Raw genomic sequence first — 24,106 nt, forward strand, 5'->3', positions numbered from 1 at the left:
CCGCGGACGATGTCCGCTACAGATGCGGAACGGACAACAAGTGTTAAAGGAAGCAGGATGGTTAATTCATTGATACACCCCAAACAGGGCGATAAGGCCAATTCGGCCTGGTTCGACGAGTTTCTGGTCCGGTTGCTGGAAAACCGCGACCGTACCGGATTGACCGAAATGATTCGCGAGATCGATGCGTTGATGATCACGGTAGAGCCGGGCTGCTCGGCGGCTTATGTCAGCGAATTGGCCCTGATGACGCCTTACCACTATCTGGTGACATTGGAGTCGGAGTCGCATTGGACCCATATCCTGCGCATCGATATGGAGTCGCCGGATTTGCTGGTGCGGGAAGTGCGCGATCCGGGGCGCGGCGATATCTTCCGCAGTTTGAACGAGGTCTATCCGATCGGAGCGCATAAACCCAACTCGCGCTATATGGGCGAGATTTTCCGGGTCAGCAATCTGCACGAAGTGGTGGAGCAGCAAAAAAGCCGGGAAATCCGCTTTTTCAACCAGGACCAGATCCGCAAACTGGAATTGCCCGGCAATATGGCCATCGTCAAGCCGTCGCCTTACACCCACAACATCGTCGCTTATTGGGAGCGGCCACCGGAAGACATCCGGGTGTACGCATTGGGCAATAGCGTGATCCTGGACGAAGTCAATCGCGGTTACCATGCTGCCAAGGCGATTCAGGAAGAACTGGGGCTGGATAAACTGATCAGGCCGATCGACCATTTGGCGACGCGGGTTTACAGCCAAAACCGGGAAGTGGCGATTCTGGAGTATTTGACCCTGTCCAGCTATTACTACTGGGGGTCCTACGATATCGCCAACCAGAATTCGTCGACCAACGTCACCAAGAGCATCCATTACGCCGACGAACGGATTAGTCCGGCCAAAGTATTCACGGCGGCCAACCAGCCGTATTTCGTCAACCATTTGGTCGGATTACCGTCGCCGACCGAAAATTTTGTCCGCAATTACGGGCCGCGTTTGCATCATTTGGCGCTGGCGGTCGCGGACGGCGAGACCGGCAACCAGGCCAATATCGATTATGTGGTCGATGCGATCCGGGCCAGGGGTAAGGATTTCCTGCTGGATGTGATCGGCTCGCGGGAAGAGGGTTTGAAGCAGATTTTTTCCAGCGCCTCCGAGCACTCGTCGTTGATTATCGAATACGTGCAGCGCTTCGGCGATTTCGACGGCTTTTTTACCAAGCAAAACGTTGCCGAGTTGACCCATGCCGCGGGCGTTGAGGAAAACTTGCGGCTATTACAGGCTGAAAGCGAAGCCGCCAATCCATTGGTGAATGCATGAGTATCCGGGTCGCGATAAACCACAAGACCAGCTATTTCTACGACAAGCCGGTGCAACTGGCGCCGCACGTGTTGCGCTTGCGGCCGGCCGTACATTCGCGGACGCCGATTTCGGCCTATTCGTTGCGGGTCAAACCGGAAAAGCACTTTATTAATTGGCAGCAGGACCCGTTCGGCAACTATTTGGCCCGGCTGGTGTTTCCGGAAAAAACCCGGGAGCTGTCGATTGAGGTGGATTTGATCGCGGAAATGACCGTGATCAATCCGTTCGATTTTTTCCTGGAGGAATACGCCGAGAAGTATCCGTTCGAGTATCCGGAGCAGCTGGCCAAGGAATTGACCCCGTATCTGGAAATTCGGGAGAAAGGGCCGTTGCTGACCGATTTTCTGAAATCCCTGCCGCGTAACGAACAAGCTGTGGTCGATTTTCTGGTGGCGGCGAACCGGGCGGTTAATCAGGCGGTGGCTTACTCGATCCGGATGGAGCCGGGTGTGCAAAGTTGCGAGGAGACTTTGCAGAAGAAACTGGGTTCCTGCCGCGACTCCGGTTGGCTGTTGGTGCAAGTACTGCGGCACATGGGCTTGGCCGCACGCTTCGTATCCGGCTATCTGGTGCAACTGGTGGCCGACGTGAAAGCGTTGGACGGGCCGTCCGGTACCGACCACGATTTCACCGACCTGCATGCCTGGGCCGAAGTCTACATTCCGGGCGCGGGCTGGATCGGTATGGATCCGACCTCGGGTTTGTTTGCCGGGGAGGGCCATATACCGTTGGCCTGTACCGCCGATTACGTCAGCGCGGCGCCGGTCAGCGGCGGCTTTACCGGAGAGGCGCAGACCCGTTTCGAATTTGCCAACCGCGTCACCCGGATTCATGAAGATCCGCGCGTTACCAAACCTTACACCGAGCGGCAATGGGCCGAGATCGATGCGTTGGGCGAGAAAGTCGACGCGGAATTGGTGGCCGGCGACGTCAGGCTGACAATGGGTGGCGAGCCCACGTTCGTCTCGATCGATAACATGGATGCGCCGGAATGGAACACGGAGGCCGACGGCGCAGAAAAGCGCAAATTGGCCGGGAAACTGATTCGGCGCTTGCGCGATAGTTTCGCTCCGGGCGGATTGCTGTATTTCGGCCAGGGCAAATGGTATCCGGGCGAGGCTTTACCGCGCTGGCAGCTGGCTTGCTTCTGGCGCAAGGACGGCGTGCCGGTCTGGAAAAATCCGGGATTGCTGGCCGACGAAAGCCGGGATTACGGATTCGGTAGGGAACAGGCAGAGGGATTTGTGCGGGATCTGGCCAAGCGGCTGGGCTTGAAGGCGGCCTGCATCGTGCCGGGTTATGAAGATCCCGTGCATTATTTACACCAGGAAAGCCTATTGCCAGCTAATTTCGATCCGCAGCAGGCCGACTTAACCGACGATCTGGAACGGCAGCGGCTGGTCAGGATATTGAGCGGCAATTTGGGTGAAGCGGCTGGCTACGCCTTGCCGTTACACTGGAGTTATAGGGCTCGCTCCTGGAATAGCGCTGTGTGGTCATTTCGTCGCGGCGAGATGTATTTGTTGCCAGGCGATTCGGCGATGGGCTTACGGTTGCCGTTGAACAGCCTGCCGTGGGTGCCGTTCGAACAACGGGAACAGCCGGTGGAGCGCAGTTTGTACGATACGGTTGAACCGCTGGGCGATATCGACTCGGAAGTCAGCCGGCGCTATAGCCAAACCGCGAAACAGGAATGGCATCCCCCCGAAATGGAGGCCGTGGACGAGCGCGACTCGAACGACCCGCTGTGGATACCGCATACCGCACTGGTGGTAGAAAGCCGGGAGGGGGGCTTGTATGTGTTTTTGCCGCCGACCAATGAACTGGAGCACTATCTGGATCTGATCGCCTCGGTGGAGGCCACCGCGGCGGCATTGAAACTTCCGGTTGTGATCGAAGGCTACCAGCCGCCGCACGATTTGCGTCTGAACCGCTTGCCGGTGACGCCGGACCCGGGGGTGATCGAGGTCAACATCCATCCCGCCGCCAGTTGGCGCGAGCTGGTCGAGAATACGGCCACGCTATACGAAGATGCGCGGCTGACCCGGTTGAGTACCGAAAAGTTCATGCTCGACGGCCGTCATACCGGCACTGGCGGTGGCAACCATGTCACTCTGGGCGGAATCACGCCAGTAGACAGCCCGATTCTGCGCCGTCCCGACTTGCTGCGCAGTTTGGTCACCTATTGGCAGCACCATCCGGCCTTGTCCTATTTGTTTTCCGGTTTGTTTATCGGCCCAACCAGCCAGGCGCCGCGGGTCGACGAGGCCCGTAACGATAGTTTGTACGAACTGGAAATTGCGTTTCAGCAAATGCCGGACGGCGAAGTGCCGGCGCCCTGGCTGGTGGACCGGTTGTTGCGAAATTTGTTGGTCGATATGACCGGCAATACCCACCGCGCCGAGTTTTGCATCGACAAGCTCTACGCGCCGGGTAGCGACTCCGGTCGACTGGGGCTGCTGGAGTTGCGCGCGTTCGAGATGCCGCCGCATGCACGGATGAGTCTGATGCAAATGTTGCTGCTCAGAACCCTGGTGGCTTGGTTTTGGCGTGAGCCTTACCGGAAGCCGCTGGTACGCTGGGGGACGCAATTGCACGATAAATACATGCTGCCGCACTTTATCGCCAGCGATATCCAGGATGTGGTGCTGGATCTGCAGACAGCCGGCTACGATTTCAAGAGCGAGTGGTTTGCGCCGTTTTTGGAATTCCGGTTTCCACACATCGGTAGCATGCGCGTGGGTAATTTGCAGTTGGATTTACATCAGGCGATCGAACCATGGCATGTGCTGGGCGAGGAAATCACCAGCGGCGGTACTGCACGGTATGTGGATTCTTCAGTCGAACGGCTGCAAGTATCGCTGAACGGTGCGATGGGCGAGCGTTACCTGTTGAGTTGTAATGGCCGGCGGGTGCCGTTGCGGCCGACGGCAAAGCAAGGCGAGATGGTAGCCGGGATTCGCTATCGGGCCTGGAATCCGCCTTCTGCCTTGCATCCCACCATCGGCGTACAGGCGCCGTTGGTATTCGATTTGATCGATACCTGGAACGGCCGTTCGGTGGGTGGGTGCACCTACCATGTCAGTCATCCCGGCGGGCGGAATTACGACACTTTGCCGGTGAATGCCTACGAAGCCGAAGGCCGGCGGGTTAGTCGGTTTTTGCGGCACGGTTACACGCCGAGTGTCGGATCGGCGGAAGTGCCTGTCGAACAGCTGAATAGGGATTATCCGTTGACTTTGGATTTACGCTGGAATGCCACTAGCTAACTTGTTGCCTCGGTGGAGGTTGTACTTTTTTGTCACGCGGTTTCAAAATTAACAGAATTGAGATACCATTTTGAAATGGCGCGTGAAAAAGTTTTCATAGTTAGTTGAACTTATTAAACAAATTTATTAAGTGTGGTGCCGCGTGATCCAAAGTCCGCATTCATTCGATAGTTGTTTCGAGGTGTTTTTAGCCGATACGCCTGAAGCAAAAGATATCCATTACCGTATTCGCTACCGTGTTTATTGTGACGAGTTGGGCTTCGAGGACAAGCAGTTGTATCCGGACGGGATCGAGAGCGACGAGTGGGATAGTCGCGCTGTGCATTTTCTGGTCCGGCATAAATTTAGCGGCGAGTGGCTGGGTGCGCTCAGATTGGTCAGGCCCGGCAAGCAAGGCTTTCCATTCGAAGAACATTGTACCCCGTATCGAAGCCTCCCAAAGGCTTGTTACAGCCGTGCTGTAGAGATTTCCAGGCTCTGCGTGGTCAAAGAGGCTAGGCGTTTTGCGCTGCGCAAAAGCAATGTCCATTTCGATGCTAAATCGACGAATATCAGCTTTTTGCACGATTACCGTAATCTGAATCGAAGCATCATGTGGGGGCTTTATCGGGCGGCAACGGTTTATTCGGCCCGGAGCGGTATCGACGACTGGTTTATTTTGGTTACGCCGGCACTAGCGTACTTTGTTAGCAAGGAAGGCTTCTCGATGCGCCAAATCGGCGATGCGTGCGATCATCGCGGGCAAAGAACCCCTTATCGTTTGAACGTTAAACACATCTTGCAAAATCCGCTGTGGTTACAGGACTACCAACAGGATTACCGTTTGTATTCGGAATTAGCCGAGACGCGTGCGGTCCGTTACGGCGGTAGGGATTTGCACCAAATCGGGGTAGTTTCCTACGTAACCCGTGCGTGACGGTAACTACGGTGGTGGCTGGTCGTCAGAATGGTTTCTGATTAAGCCCTGTAAGCCGTACTTTTCGAACAGCCCGTAAAGTGTAGGGCGAGTTACTCCCAGTAATTTAGCCGCTTCGGAAACATTGTTGTCCGCATAATTCAAGGCGCGTTTGATGGCTACCGTTTCTGCGGCCTCCCGTACCGATTTCAGATTGAGCGGCATCGTATGTTCTGCCGAGTGGCCGATCTCCAGATCGGTTGCGGTAACGACGTTGCCGTCCGACAATATCGTTGCCCGTTTGATTTTATTCTCCATCTCCCGGATGTTGCCAGGCCAGTAGTAGGCCTCCATAGCCTGGGCGGCGTCGTGGGAGAAATGTTTTTCCTTCATATGGTTTTCCCGGCAGTAGCGCTGTAGCAGGGCGTTAGCGATAGTAATTATGTCGCCCTCCCGTTCACGCAATGGCGGAATATCGACCACGATTTCACTCAACCGATAATACAGGTCACCGCGGAAAGCGCCTTGCTCGATCAGGTCCGGTAATTTGCGGTGGGTGGCGCAGATGATTCTGACATCGACAGCTATCTCCTTGCGGCCCCCCAAGCGCTCTATCACGCGTTCCTGAATAAAACGGAGTAATTTGGCCTGTAACGCGAACGGCAAATCGCCGATCTCGTCCAAGAAAAAAGTACCGCCTTGGGCATATTCGATCTTGCCTTTGGTTTGGGCGACCGCCCCGGTAAATGCGCCTTTTTCGTAGCCAAACAGTTCGCTTTCCAGCAGTGTTTCTGGTATTGCTGCGCAGTTCACCGCGACAAATGGCTGGTCGGCGCGCGAACTTAGCTTGTGCAAGGCTTTTGCCAATAATTCTTTCCCGGTGCCGCTTTCGCCGAGTAAGAGAACGGTGGCCTGGGTTGGCGCAATTTTCTCGACCATGCGCATAACCGACTGCATCTGCGGACTGGTGGCTATTACGCCGTGCAGCGGCTTTTGCTGCTGCAGATTCTGATAGTCGCGCTCTAAGGTATCCAGCTGAAAGGCACGTTCGATAATCAGGCCGAGAATATCCGGGTCGACAGGCTTTTGGTAAAAATCGTAAGCTCCCAATGCTACGGCGTGAATTGCATTGGCACGGTCATCGTTGCCGGTGACGACGATGATTTTTGTTGCGGGGGCAAGAGCCAGAATTTCTCGCAGTGTAGCTAAGCCTTCACTGGCATTGCTCGGGTCCGGAGGCAGGCCCAGATCCAACGTGACAACACTGGGCGTATGTCTTCTAAAAGCGGCAATGGCTTCACTCCGGTTGCCGGCAACAACGACTTCGTATTGTTCGAAGCTCCATTTCAACTGTTTTTGCAAACCTGGGTCGTCTTCAACAACGAGCAGTAGTCTTGATTGGGTCATTAATTTCTTGGGGTTTCGGAAAGGCGTTTTGCTAACGGCAGTTGTATCGTGAATGTCGTGCCGAAGCCAAGTTCACTGTCGACGTGAATCTGGCCTGAGTTCTTAGTAATGTAATCACGGGCTTCGTAAGCACCTATTCCCATACCGGCGTTACCTTTGGTGGTGTCGAATGGTTTGAATAAGCGTTCGGCTATGAATTGTTGATTCATGCCTGTGCCGTTATCCACGATCTTGACCTGAGCATAGTCTTGGTTTTTTGTTAATTCAAGCTTAACCCAGCCACCGTCGCCCCGCGTGGCGTCCTGGGCATTTTGTACCAAGTTGGTCAAGATATTGGTTAGTTTTATTTTGTCTGCGGAAACCGGGCACTCGTCTAGGTTGGTTGTTAACTCAATCGGCGGCGATCCGAGGTGTTGTTGGGCTATTGAGCGGACGATGGCCGCTAGATTGACGATGCTGTTTGCGGTGGCTTGAGGTTCTCCTTGTTTTAGCTGTTCGACAATATGGTGCATTTTTTTGACAACATTATTCAACGTGTCGATAGTGTCGTCGAAAAAATCGGGGTTATGTTTGTGTTTTTCGGCGTTTCTGACAATCAATGAGATTTGTGCGACTAAGTTTTTTAAATCGTGCACTAAAAAAGCGGAGAGCCTATGGTAGGTTTCGAATTGGCGATTGTTAGCCAACTCTTCGCTGGCTCGATTCAGCGCTAACGCGTTCGCTAGTTGCATGCCGACCGTTTTCAGTAGGTCATGGTCTTCCCAGTTGAGTTTTCTCGGCACTCTGGCCTGAGTTAAGACGACGAAAGCTTCCAGTTTGTTTAAGTGAAATAGCGGGACTATCAACCAGACTTGACTGTCTTCGTAGCACCAGGGGGACAAATCGATGTCGTCGTATACTTCGGGAGCATGGGATAATTCAAAGAAGTCTATAACCCACTGTTTGTTTGCCAAATAAAGGGGCAGGTCGCCTACGTTATGTAGGTAATCAATTTCCTGAGGTGTTAGTCGCAAATTTTGCTCCGCGGCCAGAAAAAATTTGCCTTGGTCATTTTTTAGCCATAAACCGCCGCCAGTGCTTTCCACCAAATCGGTCAGGGTGTTGATAATAAAGCCTTTCAGTTCTTCCAAGGATTCAAGTTTGGCTAGAGCCTTACTGATTTTGAGCCACTCCTCGCGGTAGTCGTAACTGTAGTGAAAAAAATGTTTGCTAAAGTAAACCTTGGCTAGGGCTCTAATCTTGCCCGACGTGAAAGGTATGATCAGTAGCAGTAGTGCCAGAAATATGAATACTGTTTGAGCGGTTTCACCCCACTCGGTGTTTGCGCGTTTGATATAGAACCCGGCGAAAGACATTAAAATGAGATATGCACCGCAGCCAAATAAGATTGTGGTGTAAAAAATAGTCTTGCGGGGTGTTGTCAGTTCCTGGTTTTCACTGTTAAGCTTGAGTCGGGTAGAAGTGATTGCCAAAAATGGGGTTACCATCGCATTGGTGATGCCGCGCGATTGCCAGAGTGCGAAGTCCAGATGGTTGAACAACAGAGATTTGCTGTAAACCAGTAAATCTACGGCAAAAATGGCGCCCAGGCTGACACAGAGGAATTTTAAATTCCAGCGCTGTTTCAAGGGGGTGCTGCGATAAAGTTGCTCGACCAGAATCAGACCGAGAACTGCAAATACAACATGACCGGCAAATCTGGGATCGGTGTCGAGAACGCTGGTTGTCCATCTCAACGCTTGCGGAAACGCCTCCAGGCAAAAAATTAGCAATGCAAACGCTGAAATAACGATGCTCGTGTGCCCTTTAAACAATTGCTTGTAGCTATTGTAACGCTGTTTCGAAAGTAACGATCCCAGTAGGAAAAACCATGCTCCGTTGCGTATCGTTTCGTGGGCGAGGGTGTCGGCGAAGAAATAGTGGCTATTTTTTGTTGCGAGCGTCACGCTCGTCGACCATACGACGGAGCAGAGAACTGCTATTATGAAAGGGTAATATCGGGTTTTAATGGTTACAACGAAAATCAATAAAAGCCCGTACGCGACGCTGGCAGTGAAGTAGCTGTAGTAAATATAGTTTTCCATGTATGGGTGTTGGGGCTGCATGCTTCCCGCGGCATTATAACCAGCGAGTCAGTGTTATTGATATGGTTTCGCCTGATGATTGAGATACTTAGTGACGTTCTGAAAAACCCGTTGTTCAAAGAGGGTAGTGCGTGGCGGAGGTATAAGCTGAACGCAGGTGCCACTATCGTCAAAAAGGGTGATCAAGGAAAAAGTTTGTTTTACTTGGAAGCAGGCTCGGTCAGGGTTTTAGGAGGGGCTGAACTGGATGGCAATAAGCGGGTCAGTCCAGGTCTATGTGATCTCGAAGCCGGAGCCGTTTTTGGCGACGTATGTTTGTACGAGGCTAGGGAGCGCACGGCCTCAGTCATATCGTTGACAGATGTCCAGTTACTGGAGATTCGTAGTGACATGTTAAGCGTTTACATGGATGACCATCCGGTTCAGGGGTATTTGTTTCTGAAAGAGTTGTTTCAAACAATGTCGAGGCGATTGGGGTTGGCAAATGATCGTATCGAGCATTTACTGGCATGGGGTATCAAAGCTCATGATATCGATAAGTATTTATAGTCGATAACCAATATTTTAGAGAGCGCATAAAATGGAAGTCGCACAAAAGCTGTCATTAGTCGAAAGCTTTAGTCGCTATTTTAGGGTGTCCTTGGCGGAGACCGTTGCGCAAAAACAGCAAGTATTTCGAATAAGATATCGAGTGTATTGCGAAGAGTTTAAGTACGAATCGCAAGAGCATTTCATAGATCAACTTGAGATCGACGAGTACGATCCGCATTCTCGGCATTGCTTGATCACCCACATTCAAACTGGTTTGCCCGCTGGTTGCGTCAGGATGGTTCCGGCGTTGGGTCCAGAATCCGAATCGCCACTGCCTTTGGAGAAATACTGCAGCAATAGTCTGGATCGAGATGTGATCGGTAGTCTTCAGCTTGAGCGGCATACGGTATGCGAGATATCAAGATTGGCGGTCGACGGCGCTTTTCGCAGAAGAACTGGGGAAACTTTGACCCGGTTCGGCGAGATAAACGGTTTGCATTTCTCGCAGCAGGAGCAAAGGACTTTTTCATCCATTGCGGTTGCCTGCTTTTTTGCGGCAACTGTTTTAACCGAGCTCGATAATCGAACTAATGTCTTCGCGATGATGGAGCCGTTTTTGCCGAGGATGATGCATCGGTCAGGTATAGATTTTCAGCGTGTCGGTAGGGACATTGACTATCACGGTATTCGAGCGCCCTACTTTATTACTACACAGTCTGTATTGGAAAATATGCATTCCGAATTGCGGGAACTATACGCTTGGATCAAACAAACTATTGCTGAATAACATTTGCTAAATTGTAGCTGTATTTTTGGGAGTGCTAGTAAGTGGCTATAAAAATAATTAAAGATAATGTCGATAACGGCCTGGCATTACTTTGTTTTCTTCTGTTGATTGGGTGTAACTCTCCGGTTGAAACTGCCGATAGCCATCTGCAAAAAGGAAAAGACTTTATCGAGAAAGGAGAGTTTGATAAGGCTTTCCTTGAGCTAAAAAGCGCCAATCAGAGTGATGATAAAAGAGGAGAGGTTTACTACTATTTGGCGTTGTTGGATGAAAAATCCAATAATTATAAATCGATGAAACAAAACTTGATCAGGGCGTTAGAGCTAGATGCTAATTTACTTCAGGCTAGATTAAAGTTGGGTAAGTTGCATGTGTTATTTGGTGAGTTAGATAAAGCATCGGAGCAGGCTAAAGCCGTATTGAATGTAGATCCGGCCAACTTAGAAGCTCAGATTATCGAAGCCTCTGTCTATGTGAAGCAAGAAAAGAACGATCAAGCTAATACTATCGTACAACAATTATTGAAAGACAACCAGAGTAATGCCGATGTGCTTTCATTGGCGGCCGCTCTGGCTTATAAAGCTAACCAAACGGCAGAGTCTTTGAATCTAATTGACAAGGGCTTGAGTATTGATGGTAAGAATATTGCATTGCGTTTATTCAGGGTAAAAATCAACGCAGCGAATAATGCAGTCGATAAGGTAATAGAAGACTACAAGCAGCTTGTCGAGCTATATCCGGAGAATAACAATTTTAAATTGAGTTTGGCTTCGATTTATTCCATGACAAATAAGCTGGATTCGGCTGAATCCCTGCTTCGGGATGTTGTAGAAAAAGAAGGTTATAAACCCGATTCGGAAATTACATTGCTCGAATTTTTCAATGCTAGATCCAAAGATCGAGTGCCTACGGAATATGAAGCTATGGTGAATCGCCATCAGCAACAGGCGGCTTCGATTGTGGAACTATCGAAATGGATGATGGCAAATGGCTTTACAAGCAATGCTGAAACTGGTTTGAAGAAAGTCGTTGCCTCGGAAGGAAGTAGCGAGTTGGGCTTAACTGCACAAGTACTTATTGCGGATATCGCTGTTGGTGCCAAGAAATACGATTCTGCAGCACAAATCGTTGATAAAGTGCTTTCGTCAAATTCGGATTTTGTTCAGGCTAAGTTATTAAAGGCTAGGCTTTTTCTGATAAATAGCAATCCTGACGAAGCTGTGGCTCTGCTTAATAAACTAGTCTGGGATAAGTCGAATTTAGACGAAGTATACTCTTTATTAGGGCAGGCCCATCAAGTCAAGAAAGATCGCAAAACAGCAGATAGATATTTTAAACAGGCTTTGGAAGTGAATCCGGTTAACATGGTGGCCTTTACAAATAGCTTTGGAGCTTATCTTCAGACTGGTCAGAGAGATGCGGCCAGACAGATTGTGGAAAAGGCGCTTAAATTAAAACCAAATCAAATTAATTTTCTTATTGGCGAGGCGGAACTTGATATCTTAGAAAAACGTTGGGATCAAGCTCAAGATGTTGTGCATAAAATAGCTTTGTTTTCCAAAGAAAAAGCGGTTCCTATTTATCTGCAGGCTAACGTGTTGCAAGGTAGAGGCAAGTACGCCGACGCGGTAGCGTTGTATGAAAAGATTCTTCAGGAGTTTCCCGGTCATCTCAATTCGATGATAAATCTGGTTCGTAGCTATGATGCTTTAGGCCAGAAAGAAAAGGCACTGGCATATCTCGAAAAACACCATGAGCGACATCCTGCCGATGAGGTGATTGTTGGGGTTTTGTCGGACGTTTATTTGACCAGTAAAGATTACAGCAAAGCTAAAAAGTTGCTTGCCGTGCAGGTCGAACAGTTTCCTAAAGTCCCTTCTGCCTATTTGGCTTTGGCCAAAGTGGAAGCGTTATCTGGCGGAAATGTCGACACCGTAAAGCAAGTCTATTCGAAGGGTCTACAGGCCAATCCTGGAGACATACAATTGAGTCTGGCGTTGGCAGGGCTGTATGAACAGGCTAACGAAAAACAAATGGCAAGAAAAATTTATCAGGAATTGCTTGCCAAAGATCCTGATGTTGACGTGGCAATCAATAATTTATCTTCCTTGCTTGTGGAATCTGATAGCGACGATGATGTGGCTAAAGGCGTGCTGTTGGCGGAGAAGTTTAAAAATTCGGAAAACCCTTATTTTCAAGATACGTACGCTTGGGGGCTTGTGAGATCCGGTAAGATCCCCGATGGGATGAAATTATTGGAGGAAATCGTCATCAAGGAGCCAAAACTGCCTGAATTTAGGTACCATTTGGGTGTGGCGCACTACCGCAGTGGCAACAAAGCTACTGCAGTATCGGAATTAAAGCAGGCAATTGCTCTCTCTGATAAGCAGAAGAAGGGGTTTGCTGGCGTGGATATAGCGAAGAAGATGCTGTTCGAGATCGAACATTCTGTAACCAAATAAATGAGACTTTCCTAGTAGGCTATGTTGATAAACAATAAAATATTCTGCGCAGCTTGGTTTGCGGTATTTTCTTACGTATTTTTTTCTGGATGCGCTCAGCCTTTACTTGAAGACGTAGAGCAGGCATCCGATTACACTTATCGTATCGGCCCCGGAGATAGCGTAAACATATTCGTATGGGGTAATCCGGAATTGTCGACGTCAGCAGCTGTAAGGCCGGATGGAAAAATAACTGTGCCGTTGGTTGAAGAGCTTTTGGCAAGCGGTAAGACACCCTTCGAGTTGGCGAGAGATATCGAGAAGGTGCTGTCTACTTACGTTAAAAGCCCTCAGGTCGTGGTTATGGTTGGAGGCTTTAAAGGTGTGCGAGATCAGCAAATTCGAATTATCGGAAGAATTGGTGGCGGTGGGGCCGGCGGTGGCGGAGGTGCCAGTGGCGGTGGCGGCGGCGGAGGGATCGGTCGATATCAAGGGAAATCCATCCCTTACGAGAGAGGCATGACATTGCTGGATGTTATTATCCAAATTGGGCTTGATCAATTTGCCGATGGAAACAGGGCAAGCGTTATACGAAACGTTAACGGAGAGTTAAAGCCGTATGCTGTGCGAATCGATGATTTGATTGATAATGCGGATTTAACGGCCAATGTTTTAATGATGCCAGGGGATATTTTAATTATTCCTGATGCGTATTTTTAAAACTGTTTCGGGGTGTTTTTTTAATAATGGTGAATGAATTTAAGGTCTTTTAATTATGCAGCAAGATCTTTCAGAAGTGTATTTTTATTTAAAAGGTACGCTTAAGTACAAACGAGTAGCCGTTATATTCGCGTTGGTGGTATGTATTGGTGCTTGGGCTTATGTGTTTTTAATGCCTGATAGGTTTGAATCTAAGGCGAAGGTGCATATAGATTCGGCCACAGTGATTAGACCGCTCATGAGAGGGATGGTTATTGAGCCAGATATATCTGCTTTGATAAGAATAATACAGCAGTTAATGTTCACCCGGCCTAATTTGGAAAAAATTATCGAATTGTCTCAGTTGAGCCGAGTTCAGGACGATTTCGGCGGCAAATCGGATTTAATCGAACGTCTCAAGAAAGACATTACCATCACTGGCGGAAGGGGGGATATATTCGACATCGCCTTTGCTTCTAAGGATCCCGAAGTGGCAAGGAGTGTGGTGCAAGCGGTGTTAACAGTGTTTTCGGAACAAACCGAAGGTAAAGCGCTGGCTGATGCCAGTGATGCTCAGCGTTTCATAGAGCAGCAGATACGGGATTATGAAATTAGATTGCAGGATGCAGAGAAGGCCAAAGAAGAGTTTAAACGAACCAATTTGGATTTATTGAACGATACCGATCAATTTCAAGCATTGCAGAAAATGAAGGAGCAGTTCCAGGACGCCAATACTGCACTTCAGCAAGCCATATCAAGAAGAGACGTTCTCGCGGAACAGGTAGCCGAAGTCCGAGATTCAGATGAAGATTGGGGAATTCCTACGACCTCCCAAGATGTGCCGTCCGCCGATAACGCCAGAATCGAGTCGCTAAAAGACAAGCGAACTGAGCTTTTATTGAAATACACCGAAAAGCATCCGTCTATAATCGAAATAGATAAGTTGATAAATACCCTGAAAACTCAGGAAGAACAGCAGGCGGCAGGTAAACAGGTTTCAGTGGAAAAAGAAGCTAAGAGCGATGAACAGACTTCGATCGCGCCCGCTAAAATGACAAACCCATACGTGCAAGCCCTGAAAATGGGTTTTGATAATGCCCAAGCAGAGGTGGCTTCCAATGAGGCTTTAGTAGATTCGATTCGAAAACGAATAGCCAAACTGGAGGAGGGTTTGAATGAGCGTTTAACTATCGAGACGGAGATGAAAAATCTAAATCGCGATTACGAAACGATCAGTCGTAAATATTCTGAGTTATTGGAAAGAAGAGAGCAGGCACATATCACCGAGCGTGTGGATGATCAAACTTCAAGATTAAAGTTTAAAATAGCTGATCCTCCGAGTAAACCTGATAAGCCGAGCTTTCCGAACAGAAAGCTATTTTATTCGTTGGTTTTACTCGTAAGTATTGTAATAGGGTTTTGCGTCGCTTTTTTAATTTATTTTATTCGTCCGGTTTTTATGTCTACGCGCCAAGTTCGCGTCGTAACTGGGCTCCCTTCTTTGGGCAGTGTGTCCTTAACCTCCCAGGGCATAACCAAATCTAGTAACGTCGACTGGGTGTTAGTATCGACGTTGCTGTTGTTGGTGGCTGGATATTTTGGAATTATGGCGCTAGAAATACTTAAATAAGGCGTTAATGATGAGTATTATTGAAAATGCGCTAAAGAAAGCGGCTAAACAAGGCTTGGTTGCCAATAGCGAAGCTGTCGAGTCAGCCAGTTTGGGTGTCGGTAAAAAGCCGGGTTTGCAGGATATCGATTTAGTAGAGTCCGACAACACAAATTTAGGTATTGGGACCAAAGTCGTTGCGGACAGGCAGGTCGTTATCGATTGGCAAGCACTATCTGAAAATGGTTTCATTGATAGTAACAATGCTAAGTCTCAACTTGCTGAAGAGTTTCGGGTGATAAAGCGTCCTTTGGTTAACAATATCCAAGGTGCTGAGAATAACGGGATTAACCGGTCTAACCTGATTTTAATATGTAGCAGTTTACCTGGAGAAGGGAAAACATTCGTTTCGATTAATTTGGCACTTAGCATCGCTAATGAAAGAGATAAAAGCGTTCTGCTTATTGATGCCGATGTAGAAAAACCGGGCGTAGCAAAACAGCTTGGAATTGATAACTCTCGCGGATTGATTGAATACTTGGAGGACGACAGAGTCACTTTTTCAGACATTTTATTAAAAACCGATTTGCCGAATTTGAGCATTATTACTGCGGGTAAGCGGCATAAGTATTCAACCGAATTGTTGTCTAGTCAGCGAATGTATTTGTTTGCCGAGGAAGTTAGTCGCCGCTATAAGGATCGTATCGTTATCTTTGACTCCCCGCCGCTCTTGGTTGCTACCCAGGCTCAGATTCTTGCCGAGCTTGTTGGGCAGGTCGTACTTGTTATTGCTGCTGAAGTTACTCCGCAGAGTGTTGTAAATGAATCGGTTTCGAAACTGAGCAATTGTGACGTGGTAATGACGTTGCTAAATAAAACGAGAAAAGAAATAGATATATACGGTCATAACTACAGTTACGGGAAATATGGCCATTTTTGATTGTCGTGGGGTTTCGTTTGATAAAGCCAGCCGGCGTCTGCTTGCCGCAGGGCTTTTTGCTTATTTTGGTTTTTCAGAAGTCTGTTACGGATTTGATTGGCGCGTGACTCCTAGTTTATCTGCTTCCGAAACGTTCACTGACAATATAAATCTCGCTAACGTTGATAAAAAAAGCGGCTTCGTGACCGAAGTTACCCCAGGGCTATCATTAAACGGTGCATCCCCTTGGAGTAATTTTAATCTGAATTATCGGCTGCAGAGTTTGCACAATGCCGGTGGGCGTGATGATCTGGATTTTAACCACCAACTGAATATGTCGTCTTTGTATCAGGCGATCAGGAATACTTTATACATACAGACTACAAGTTCAATTAGTCAACAAAATATTAGTAATGCCTTTGTTACCACCGATAATATTTCTGGTTCCGGTGGGCGAACCGAGAATAAGAACTTTAGTATCTCTCCTTATTGGACGCCACGGTTCGGTTCGTTTGGGAGTGGTTTGGTCAAGGTTGGATATAGCCGGTCTACTTTTGACAACGCTACTTCGGAAGGGACAACAGGTGTGGTCCCGGATAATTTTGTAACTGATTCCGATACTTTTACGCGCCAAGCCCGTTTATCGAGCGGATCTTTTTTTAGCAGCGTGAATTGGGCTCTAAATTATTCGTCGACGGAACAAACTAGAGGAACAGGTCAGGACGTCCGTTTTGAACAGTATCAAGGAGATATGCGTTATTTTTTTAATCGAAAGTTCAGCGTTTTCGGTCAGGCAGGGTTCGAAAATAATGATTATCAGACTACGCAAAATAGTATACGAAACGGCTTCTTCTATACTCTTGGCGGACGCTGGAGCCCCAGCCGCTGGTATTGGTTAGAAGTAGGTTTGGGTAATAACAAGCATGCCACGCTACAATTTAATCCGTCGAACAATTTTAGTTCTACCATTACCTATCGTAACAAGGATGTAGGGCTGAACACTGGAGACTCTTGGGATGCGAGTCTGAGGTATCAGCTTCAGCGAGCTAATATCGGCTTCAACTATAGTCAAGAGACTACCACAACTCAGCAGTTATTGACCGAGCAGGGCTATTTCCTCAGGGATGCATCTGGGAATCTGAGTCAAGTGATTAACACTCAAGATTTAATTACTCAGGGTTTTTTGATGGTGGATCCGTCAGACCCAACCGGAACTCGGTTAATTCCCGGCCCCAATTTTAATAACTCTCGGCTCGTGGCAAATCCATTCGATTTGGTCAATGATGTCATTATTCGCAAACGCGGAGCATTGTCGGTCAGTTATCAATCCGGCAAAAGCAGTTATAACGCTTCGGTTTATAACGAGAGGCGTTCGTACGAACTTCGAGCTGGCGAGGACATGTCTTATGGCATTTCCGGCGGGTGGCAGTGGCAAATCGAGCCAAGGTTGGACTTTTACCTAAGGCCATCTTGGCAGCATAACGAGGGCCAAATTACGGATAACACCCGGTACGATGTCGCATTGGGCCTTACGCGAGCAATACCTATAAATCTCGGAAGACCGTTACTGATGAATACCAGATTAGAGTTTCGCCACATCAACCAAAGTTCTGACACTTCACGTTTCGACTATACTGAAAACCGTGCAACAGCCAACTTCAATGTTCGTTTCTGAATTATCTTAAGAATGTACGACGGTTTTTATAATCTCACCCAAAAGCCTTTTCAGCTCAGCGCGGATCCTGATTTCTTTTTCCAAAGCTCAGTCCATAAACGGGCGTTGGCTTATATGCATTATGGCCTGACCCAGGGTGAAGGCTTTGTGTTGGTCATCGGTTCGCCCGGTACCGGCAAGACCATGTTGGTAAAAAGTTTGATCAAAAATTTGAATAAAGACAAATTGTTGATCGGCGTAATGATGACGTCTCAGGTCGGGCCGGAAGATACTCTGAGAATGGCTGCATCAACGTTCGGTTTCACATTTTCCTTGACTGACAAGGCTAGTTTGCTATCGGGCTTTGAAAAATTCATCGTCGAAAAAGCCAGAGAAGGAAGGCGGTTATTGCTGATTGTGGACGAAGCGCAAAATTTGCCTAAACAGTCGCTGGAAGAGTTGCGAATGTTGACGAATCTGGATGTGAACGGCAACCCAGTATTCCAGGTGTTTTTGGTTGGACAGACGGAATTGAAGCGCACTATTTATGCGGCTGACATGGAACAGTTAAAACAACGCATAGTTTCCACATTCCAACTCGATCCTTTGGATTTGGAAGAAACAAAGGAATATATTTTGTTTCGCCTGCAAACTGCCGGTTGGCGCGGAACGCCGGAATTTGCTCCGGGTGTTTTCGATGTGATTCACGAATTTACCGGCGGTATACCTCGGCGTATTAACTCGTTGTGCGATCGTTTATTGTTGTTCGGTTATCTGGAGGAACTGGCACTATTGAACGAAGAAGCTGTGCAAAAGGTGATTGTCGAAGTCAAAGAGGAGATGTTGCTCGAATCGGGAGATGAAGACTTTCATATGCCGCCCCTGGTTTCCAGTCGTGTTGGTGGTCTCGATGCGAGCTTGGAGCAAAGATTGGATCGCTTGGAAAGTATCGTGGACGGCTTAAGGGTTAGCGCCAATAAGGAGAAAGCCCTGCTGAGAAAGGCGATCTTGCTACAGTTGGATATGGATAGCGTTTACGGTGAAACAACGGATTCCGAATAGGGTTAATAATGCCTAAAACTATAGTCTGTGTCGTCGGCGCACGGCCGAATTTTATGAAAATGGCGCCTATTATTCGGCAAATGCAACAAGTAAAAGATCGGATCGTCCCTTATCTTGTGCATACGGGCCAACATTACGATCAAACGATGAAGGATACGTTTTTCCAACAATTGGGTATTCCGGAGCCGGATTGCGATTTGGGGGTTGGATCGGGGACGCATGCGGTCCAAACCGCTAATGTCATGTTGCGTTTCGAGCCGGTTCTGGACGAGGTCAAACCCATTGCCGTTCTGGTTGTTGGTGACGTTAATTCTACGATTGCATGCGGATTGGTAGCGGTTAAAAAAAATATTCCGCTGATTCATGTGGAAGCAGGATTGCGGAGTTTTGATCGGGAGATGCCGGAAGAGATAAACCGTATTCTTACCGATCAGATTTCGGACTTGCTATTTACGACCGAACGAGCCGCGGAAACCAATCTGGTTAAAGAGGGAATTGCGCTCGAGCGGATCAAATTCAGCGGCAATGTCATGATAGATACCCTGCTGGCGAATTGCAGACAGGCCGATTCCTTGTCTCAGATTTTGCAAAAATATGGCGTCGATTGCCTTGTCTCCGAAAAAAAGTATGCATTGTTAACTATGCACAGGCCGTCTAACGTCGATGATGTTGAAACACTATCGCGCTTGGTTTCGGTAATTGTGGATATCAGTAAAAAATTGCCTGTGGTGTTCCCTGTACATCCTCGGACCCAGCAAAAACTGCGCGAGGCTGGTTTGTTATCGCAGTTGGCAGAGCAAGATATCGTATTGCTCCCACCAGTGGGCTATCTGGAGATTTTGGGATTGATGCAGTCAGCTCAGTTAGTGTTGACTGATTCGGGCGGGCTACAGGAAGAAACCACTGCATTGGGTGTGCCCTGTGTCACTCTCCGCGAAAATACCGAGCGGCCTATTACCGTAACTGAAGGTACCAATACCATTGTGGGTAGTGACCCTAGCAAAATCATGATGTGTGTCGACGATATTATGGCGACCGGCGGTAAATCAGGTCGGGTGCCTGAATATTGGGATGGTCGGGCGGCAGTTAGAATCGTGGAGGAGATTTTGCAGCATTATCAATTAGCGGGCTAACAAACTGATGAACGCAGCAATTAAGCCTGTTAACGCGATGACAGTGGATGTCGAAGATTACTTTCAGGTGTCGGCATTCGAGCGGCATATAGCGCGCGACCAGTGGGATAATATTCCGCACCGGGTAGAGCAAAATACCAGCCGAATTCTTGATTTGTTTGAGCAGAGGCAGGTTAAAGCGACGTTTTTCACGTTGGGTTGGGTCGCCGAGCGTTATCCTGAACTGATACGGAGAATCGTTGCCGATGGTCACGAGTTAGCGTCCCACGGCTACCAGCATACTCGCGTTACTGAACAGACGCCGGACCAATTTCGAGAAGACCTGCGCCTGAGTAGAAATATTCTGGAAGATACTTCGGGGCAGGCGGTTATGGGCTACCGAGCTGCTAGCTATTCGATAGGCGCAAACAACCTTTGGGCTTTGGAAATTTTGCAGGAAGAAGGGTTTGTTTATAGTTCCAGCATTTATCCAGTAAAGCACGATTTATACGGCATGCCAGATGCGCCGCGCTTCGCTTATCGGCCAGCCAACGCCCCAGGCTTATTGGAGATTCCGATAACCACGTTGAATCTGCTCCAGCGTAATATTCCGTGCGGTGGCGGCGGATTTTTTCGCTTATATCCCTATTCTTTCTCTAAGTGGGCTTACCGCTATATTAATAATTACGAAAAGCAGCCCGGTATATTTTATTTTCACCCGTGGGAAATCGATCCGGAGCAGCCCCGGCGAGAGGGATTATCGTTTAAAACCCGCTTTAGGCATTACCTAAATCTCGGCAAGATGCACCATAGACTGGATAACCTGCTTAGCGATTTTGCCTGGGACACCATGCGTAATGTATTCCTAACCCAATCAGACCGTCCCCACCAACCATGATTAAATTGCTTGAGCCCTCCCAAACAGAGCGTTGGGATAAGTTTGTTTTGGCAACTTCCGGAGGCAGTTTTTTTCATTTGGCGGGGTGGCAGCAAGTAATCAAACAGGCTTTCGGGCATCCTACTTATTACTATTATTGCGAGCGAGACGGTCAAATCACCGGGATATTGCCCTTAACCCACATTAAAAGTCCGTTGTTCGGAAATACTTTGGTTTCGAATGCGTTCTGCGTATACGGCGGTATCCTGGCGAGTGACGATCAGTCATTCACGGCCTTAAAAACTCAGGCGCAGCAATTAGCGAGGGATTTGAGGATCGATTGTCTGGAAATGCGAAATCGTGTGCAGGCACATCCAGAGTGGCCTCATAAAGAACTTTACGTGACCTTCAGAAAAGAACTGGATCCGGACGTCGAAAAAAATCTAAATGCGATACCCAGAAAACAAAGGGCGATGGTACGTGCCGGTATCAAGGGCGGTTTGGTTAGCATTATCGACGACAATGTAGATCGCTTCTATGCCGCCTATTCGGAAAGTGTCAGAAATTTAGGCACGCCTGTTTTTTCGAAAAACTATTTTCGCATCCTAAAGGAAGTTTTCGGCAACCGTTGCGAAGTGCTGACTGTAGAGCATGAAGGGCGCTTAATTGCCAGCGTCATGAATTTCTATTTCAAGGATGAGGTTTTACCGTACTACGGCGGCGGTGTTGAAGCAGCTAGGGATCTGAAAGGTAACGATTTCATGTATTGGGAAGTGATGCGCCGTGCTGTAGAGCGAGGGTGCAAGATTTTCGATTACGGCCGCAGTAAAATCGGTACCGGATCCTTCCGTTTCAAGAAACACTGGGGTTTCGAGCCCGAGCCCTTGTTTTATGAAATAGATTTAGTAACGGCAAAACAAATTCCGGAAATCAATCCGCTGAATCCGAAATACCAACTGTTTATAGCTGCTTGGAAAAAACTGCCGCTCCCGGTTAGTCAGTGGATCGGTCCTTGGTTAGCTAAAGACTTGGGTTGAGCATGAAGCCCAATTTGCTGTATCTGGTTCATCGGATACCTTATCCGCCGAACAAGGGCGATAAGATCCGCTCCTTTCACTTTTTACAGGCGTTGTTGGCAGACTACGACATTTTTCTAGGTACGTTTGTAGACGACCCTGATGATCGCCAGTACGTCGGTGCCTTGGCTGATGTGTGTAAACAAGTCTGTTGTGTCGATCTCGATCCTCGGCTCGCAAAGCTCAAGAGCGTGTCCGGTTTGTTGACGAATGAAGCCTTAAGTCTACCGTATTATCGCAATGCCGAATTGCAAGCTTGGGTAGACCAGACTATCCGTGAGCATTCTATTGATCGGGCGTTGATATTTTCTTCGCCAATGGCTCAGTTCGTGCGTAAGCATGCTGCGTTAACGGTCGTTGCCGATTTTGTTGATGTCGATTCCGACAAATGGCGGCAATACGCCCAGAGCAAGGCGTGGCCTGCTCGCTGGGTTTATCGGCGCGAGGCCCAAAAGTTGTTGGAGTTCGAGCGCGTCATGGCGGCGCGCACCGCCGCCACTTTGTTCGTGTCGGAACAAGAAGCCCGTCTATTCAGATCGTTAGCGCCCGAGGCCGCGGACAAAATTACGTACGTGAATAATGGTGTCGATATAGAGCGCTTTGATCCTGCGCTTAGTTATCAACGGCCGTTCTCTGCCGATATGAAATCGATTGTCTTTACCGGAGCCATGGATTATTGGGCTAATGTTGATGCGGTTAAATGGTTTGCGGAACAAGTGTTGCCGTTGATTTTGGCAAAAAGTCCCGCATTGCGGTTTTACATCGTCGGCTCCAAGCCGGCGCGAGAGGTTCTGCAATTGGCCGAGAATAGTGCTGCGGTGATTGTCACCGGTCGCGTCGACGATGTCAGGCCATATATAGCCTACGCCGATTTGATCGTGGCGCCGTTGCGGATTGCTCGCGGTATTCAAAATAAGGTTTTGGAAGCCTTGGCGATGAATAAGCCAGTGGTTGTCTCTTCTGCCGGAATGGAAGGCATACCGATCACGCAGGATTTGCAGTTGGCGGTGGCCGACACCGCGGAAAATTACGCCGACCGGGTTTTGGCGTTTTTAGAGAACCAGCCGGAGTGTGGTGATTCAAACCGCCGTTTTGTGCAAGACCGTTTCGGGTGGGCTGAGAATGGCCGGCGGCTGCGCCAAATGCTGGCTGGGGAGTGAGGCTGTGTCCGAAGCGAAGCCGCCGTTGATTGTACATATCATTTACCGACTGGGAGTTGGTGGGCTCGAAAATGGTCTGGTTAATATTGTCAATAAATTGCCGGCAACTCGTTATCGTCACGCCATCATTTGTTTGACTGAAAGCACCGATTTCAGTCAGCGTATCTGTCGGCCCGACGTCGAAATTTTTGAATTGCACAAACGGCCCGGTCAGGATTGGAGCTCCTTTCGTAGCGTTTATCGGTTATTGAAGCAATTGCGGCCGGCAATCGTCCACACGCGCAATTTAGCGGCCATCGAATACCAAGTTTGCGCTTTGTTGGCGGGTGTGGGTTACCGCATACATGGCGAGCATGGCTGGGATGTGTTCGATCCCGACGGGAGCAACGTCAAGTATCAGTTGTTACGCAGAATACTGGGGTCGATTATTCATCGATTTATTCCATTGTCCCGCCATCTGGAAAGCTACCTGCGGGATAGGGTGGCAATATCGGGAAGCAAGATTACTCGTATTTGTAACGGAGTCGACACAACGGTGTTTTATCCTGGCGAGAATGAGGCTATCGTTCCGGATGGTTGCGGTTTGGCATTGCGCGATAAAGTTGTGATTGGTACCGTCGGCCGTATGCATGGGGTTAAGGACCAAATTACCCTAGTCCGCGCTTTTATCCTAAGCTGTCAGCAATCGGCCGAATTTGCCGAACGTTGCCGATTATTTTTAATTGGTGATGGCCCGTTGAAAGCAGAAGCTATCGATTTGTTAAGCGCGGCGAATTTAGCGGATTGCGTCTGGTTGCCTGGAGAGAGAGCCGATATTCCGGTGATATTGCGTGCAATGGACATTTTTGTGTTGCCCTCGATTGCAGAAGGGATCTCAAATACGATTTTGGAAGCAATGGCTAGCGGTTTGCCGGTTATCGCAACCCGTGTCGGCGGCAATCCGGAACTCGTGACCGATGGGGAGACAGGTCGATTGGTTCCGGCTCAGGATGTCGTAAGTCTGTCGATGGCTTTGAATGAATTGGCGTTAGATGGCGAATGCCGCCGCCGCTTTGGAGAAGGTTCCCTGAAGCGAATTCATGCTGAGTTTTCAATCGATAGTATGGTGGCTCGTTACCAGCAAGTGTATGACGGGCAATAATTTGCGTCGGAGAGATTTTATATGTGC

At 48.7% G+C, this 24,106-nt stretch carries 18 protein-coding genes; 16 read left to right on the plus strand and 2 right to left on the minus strand.

Features of this window, described 5'->3' with window-relative positions; translation table 11 throughout:
* The first annotated feature begins 57 nt into the window (after positions 1-57).
* From PL263_RS01460 to PL263_RS01470, 3 genes are all read left to right on the plus strand, one after another.
* The gene (locus PL263_RS01460; RefSeq protein WP_278211345.1) at positions 58-1,314 is read left to right on the plus strand and encodes a hypothetical protein; all 1,257 of its coding nucleotides are present in this window, start codon (positions 58-60) and stop codon (positions 1,312-1,314) included.
* A complete protein-coding gene (locus tag PL263_RS01465) occupies positions 1,311-4,625 on the plus strand; it encodes a transglutaminase family protein (RefSeq protein ID WP_278211346.1) in 3,315 nt (1,104 codons plus the stop codon). The genes PL263_RS01460 and PL263_RS01465 overlap by 4 nt, the downstream gene beginning before the upstream one ends.
* Positions 4,626-4,767: 142 nt before the next feature.
* Positions 4,768-5,541, plus strand: coding sequence for a PEP-CTERM/exosortase system-associated acyltransferase (locus PL263_RS01470; RefSeq protein WP_278211347.1), 774 nt, complete (start codon positions 4,768-4,770; stop codon positions 5,539-5,541).
* A 6-nt stretch (positions 5,542-5,547) separates the two neighbouring features.
* Here PL263_RS01470 and prsR read toward each other — a convergent pair whose 3' ends face one another.
* On the minus strand, positions 5,548-6,927 hold the full coding sequence (gene prsR, locus PL263_RS01475; RefSeq protein ID WP_140910592.1) for a PEP-CTERM-box response regulator transcription factor: 1,380 nt from the start codon (positions 6,925-6,927) through the stop codon (positions 5,548-5,550).
* Positions 6,927-9,011, minus strand: a complete 2,085-nt coding sequence (prsK, locus tag PL263_RS01480) for an XrtA/PEP-CTERM system histidine kinase PrsK (protein WP_278211348.1) — start codon at positions 9,009-9,011, stop codon at positions 6,927-6,929. Before prsK ends, prsR begins: the two co-directional genes overlap by 1 nt.
* Before the next feature lie 75 nt (positions 9,012-9,086).
* Between prsK and PL263_RS01485 the strand changes: the two genes are divergently transcribed.
* The 13 genes from PL263_RS01485 to PL263_RS01545 are packed head-to-tail and all read left to right on the plus strand — an operon-like array spanning position 9,087 to position 24,079.
* Positions 9,087-9,560: a cyclic nucleotide-binding domain-containing protein gene (locus PL263_RS01485; RefSeq protein ID WP_278211349.1), complete on the plus strand. Its 474-nt coding sequence runs from the start codon at positions 9,087-9,089 to the stop codon at positions 9,558-9,560.
* A gap of 31 nt (positions 9,561-9,591) precedes the next feature.
* On the plus strand, positions 9,592-10,329 hold the full coding sequence (locus PL263_RS01490; RefSeq protein WP_278211350.1) for a PEP-CTERM/exosortase system-associated acyltransferase: 738 nt from the start codon (positions 9,592-9,594) through the stop codon (positions 10,327-10,329).
* A gap of 41 nt (positions 10,330-10,370) precedes the next feature.
* Entirely contained in the window at positions 10,371-12,791 is a 2,421-nt protein-coding gene (locus PL263_RS01495) for a tetratricopeptide repeat protein (protein WP_278211351.1), read from the plus strand.
* Between the two features lie 21 nt (positions 12,792-12,812).
* On the plus strand, positions 12,813-13,490 hold the full coding sequence (locus PL263_RS01500; RefSeq protein ID WP_140910597.1) for a polysaccharide biosynthesis/export family protein: 678 nt from the start codon (positions 12,813-12,815) through the stop codon (positions 13,488-13,490).
* A 55-nt stretch (positions 13,491-13,545) separates the two neighbouring features.
* Positions 13,546-15,099: an XrtA system polysaccharide chain length determinant gene (locus PL263_RS01505; RefSeq protein WP_140910598.1), complete on the plus strand. Its 1,554-nt coding sequence runs from the start codon at positions 13,546-13,548 to the stop codon at positions 15,097-15,099.
* Positions 15,100-15,106: 7 nt separating this feature from the next.
* Entirely contained in the window at positions 15,107-16,018 is a 912-nt protein-coding gene (locus PL263_RS01510; RefSeq protein WP_278211352.1) for an XrtA-associated tyrosine autokinase, read from the plus strand.
* Positions 16,005-17,672, plus strand: a complete 1,668-nt coding sequence (locus PL263_RS01515) for a TIGR03016 family PEP-CTERM system-associated outer membrane protein (protein ID WP_278211353.1) — start codon at positions 16,005-16,007, stop codon at positions 17,670-17,672. Before PL263_RS01510 ends, PL263_RS01515 begins: the two co-directional genes overlap by 14 nt.
* 12 nt (positions 17,673-17,684) lie before the next feature.
* Entirely contained in the window at positions 17,685-18,713 is a 1,029-nt protein-coding gene (locus PL263_RS01520; protein WP_278211354.1) for an XrtA/PEP-CTERM system-associated ATPase, read from the plus strand.
* A gap of 53 nt (positions 18,714-18,766) precedes the next feature.
* A complete protein-coding gene (wecB, locus tag PL263_RS01525) occupies positions 18,767-19,846 on the plus strand; it encodes a UDP-N-acetylglucosamine 2-epimerase (non-hydrolyzing) (RefSeq protein ID WP_278211355.1) in 1,080 nt (359 codons plus the stop codon).
* A 7-nt stretch (positions 19,847-19,853) separates the two neighbouring features.
* The gene (locus PL263_RS01530; RefSeq protein ID WP_278211356.1) at positions 19,854-20,723 is read left to right on the plus strand and encodes an XrtA system polysaccharide deacetylase; all 870 of its coding nucleotides are present in this window, start codon (positions 19,854-19,856) and stop codon (positions 20,721-20,723) included.
* Positions 20,720-21,739 (plus strand): FemAB family XrtA/PEP-CTERM system-associated protein, encoded by a 1,020-nt coding sequence (locus PL263_RS01535; RefSeq protein ID WP_278211357.1) that lies wholly within the window; start codon positions 20,720-20,722, stop codon positions 21,737-21,739. The genes PL263_RS01530 and PL263_RS01535 overlap by 4 nt, the downstream gene beginning before the upstream one ends.
* A 2-nt stretch (positions 21,740-21,741) precedes the next feature.
* Positions 21,742-22,938 (plus strand): TIGR03087 family PEP-CTERM/XrtA system glycosyltransferase, encoded by a 1,197-nt coding sequence (locus tag PL263_RS01540; RefSeq protein WP_278211358.1) that lies wholly within the window; start codon positions 21,742-21,744, stop codon positions 22,936-22,938.
* A 4-nt stretch (positions 22,939-22,942) separates the two neighbouring features.
* A complete protein-coding gene (locus tag PL263_RS01545) occupies positions 22,943-24,079 on the plus strand; it encodes a TIGR03088 family PEP-CTERM/XrtA system glycosyltransferase (protein WP_278211359.1) in 1,137 nt (378 codons plus the stop codon).
* Positions 24,080-24,106: the final 27 nt, after the last annotated feature.

It is taken from the genome of Methylomonas sp. EFPC3 (assembly GCF_029643245.1).
In the GTDB taxonomy this organism is placed as follows: Bacteria; Pseudomonadota; Gammaproteobacteria; order Methylococcales; family Methylomonadaceae; genus Methylomonas; species Methylomonas koyamae_B.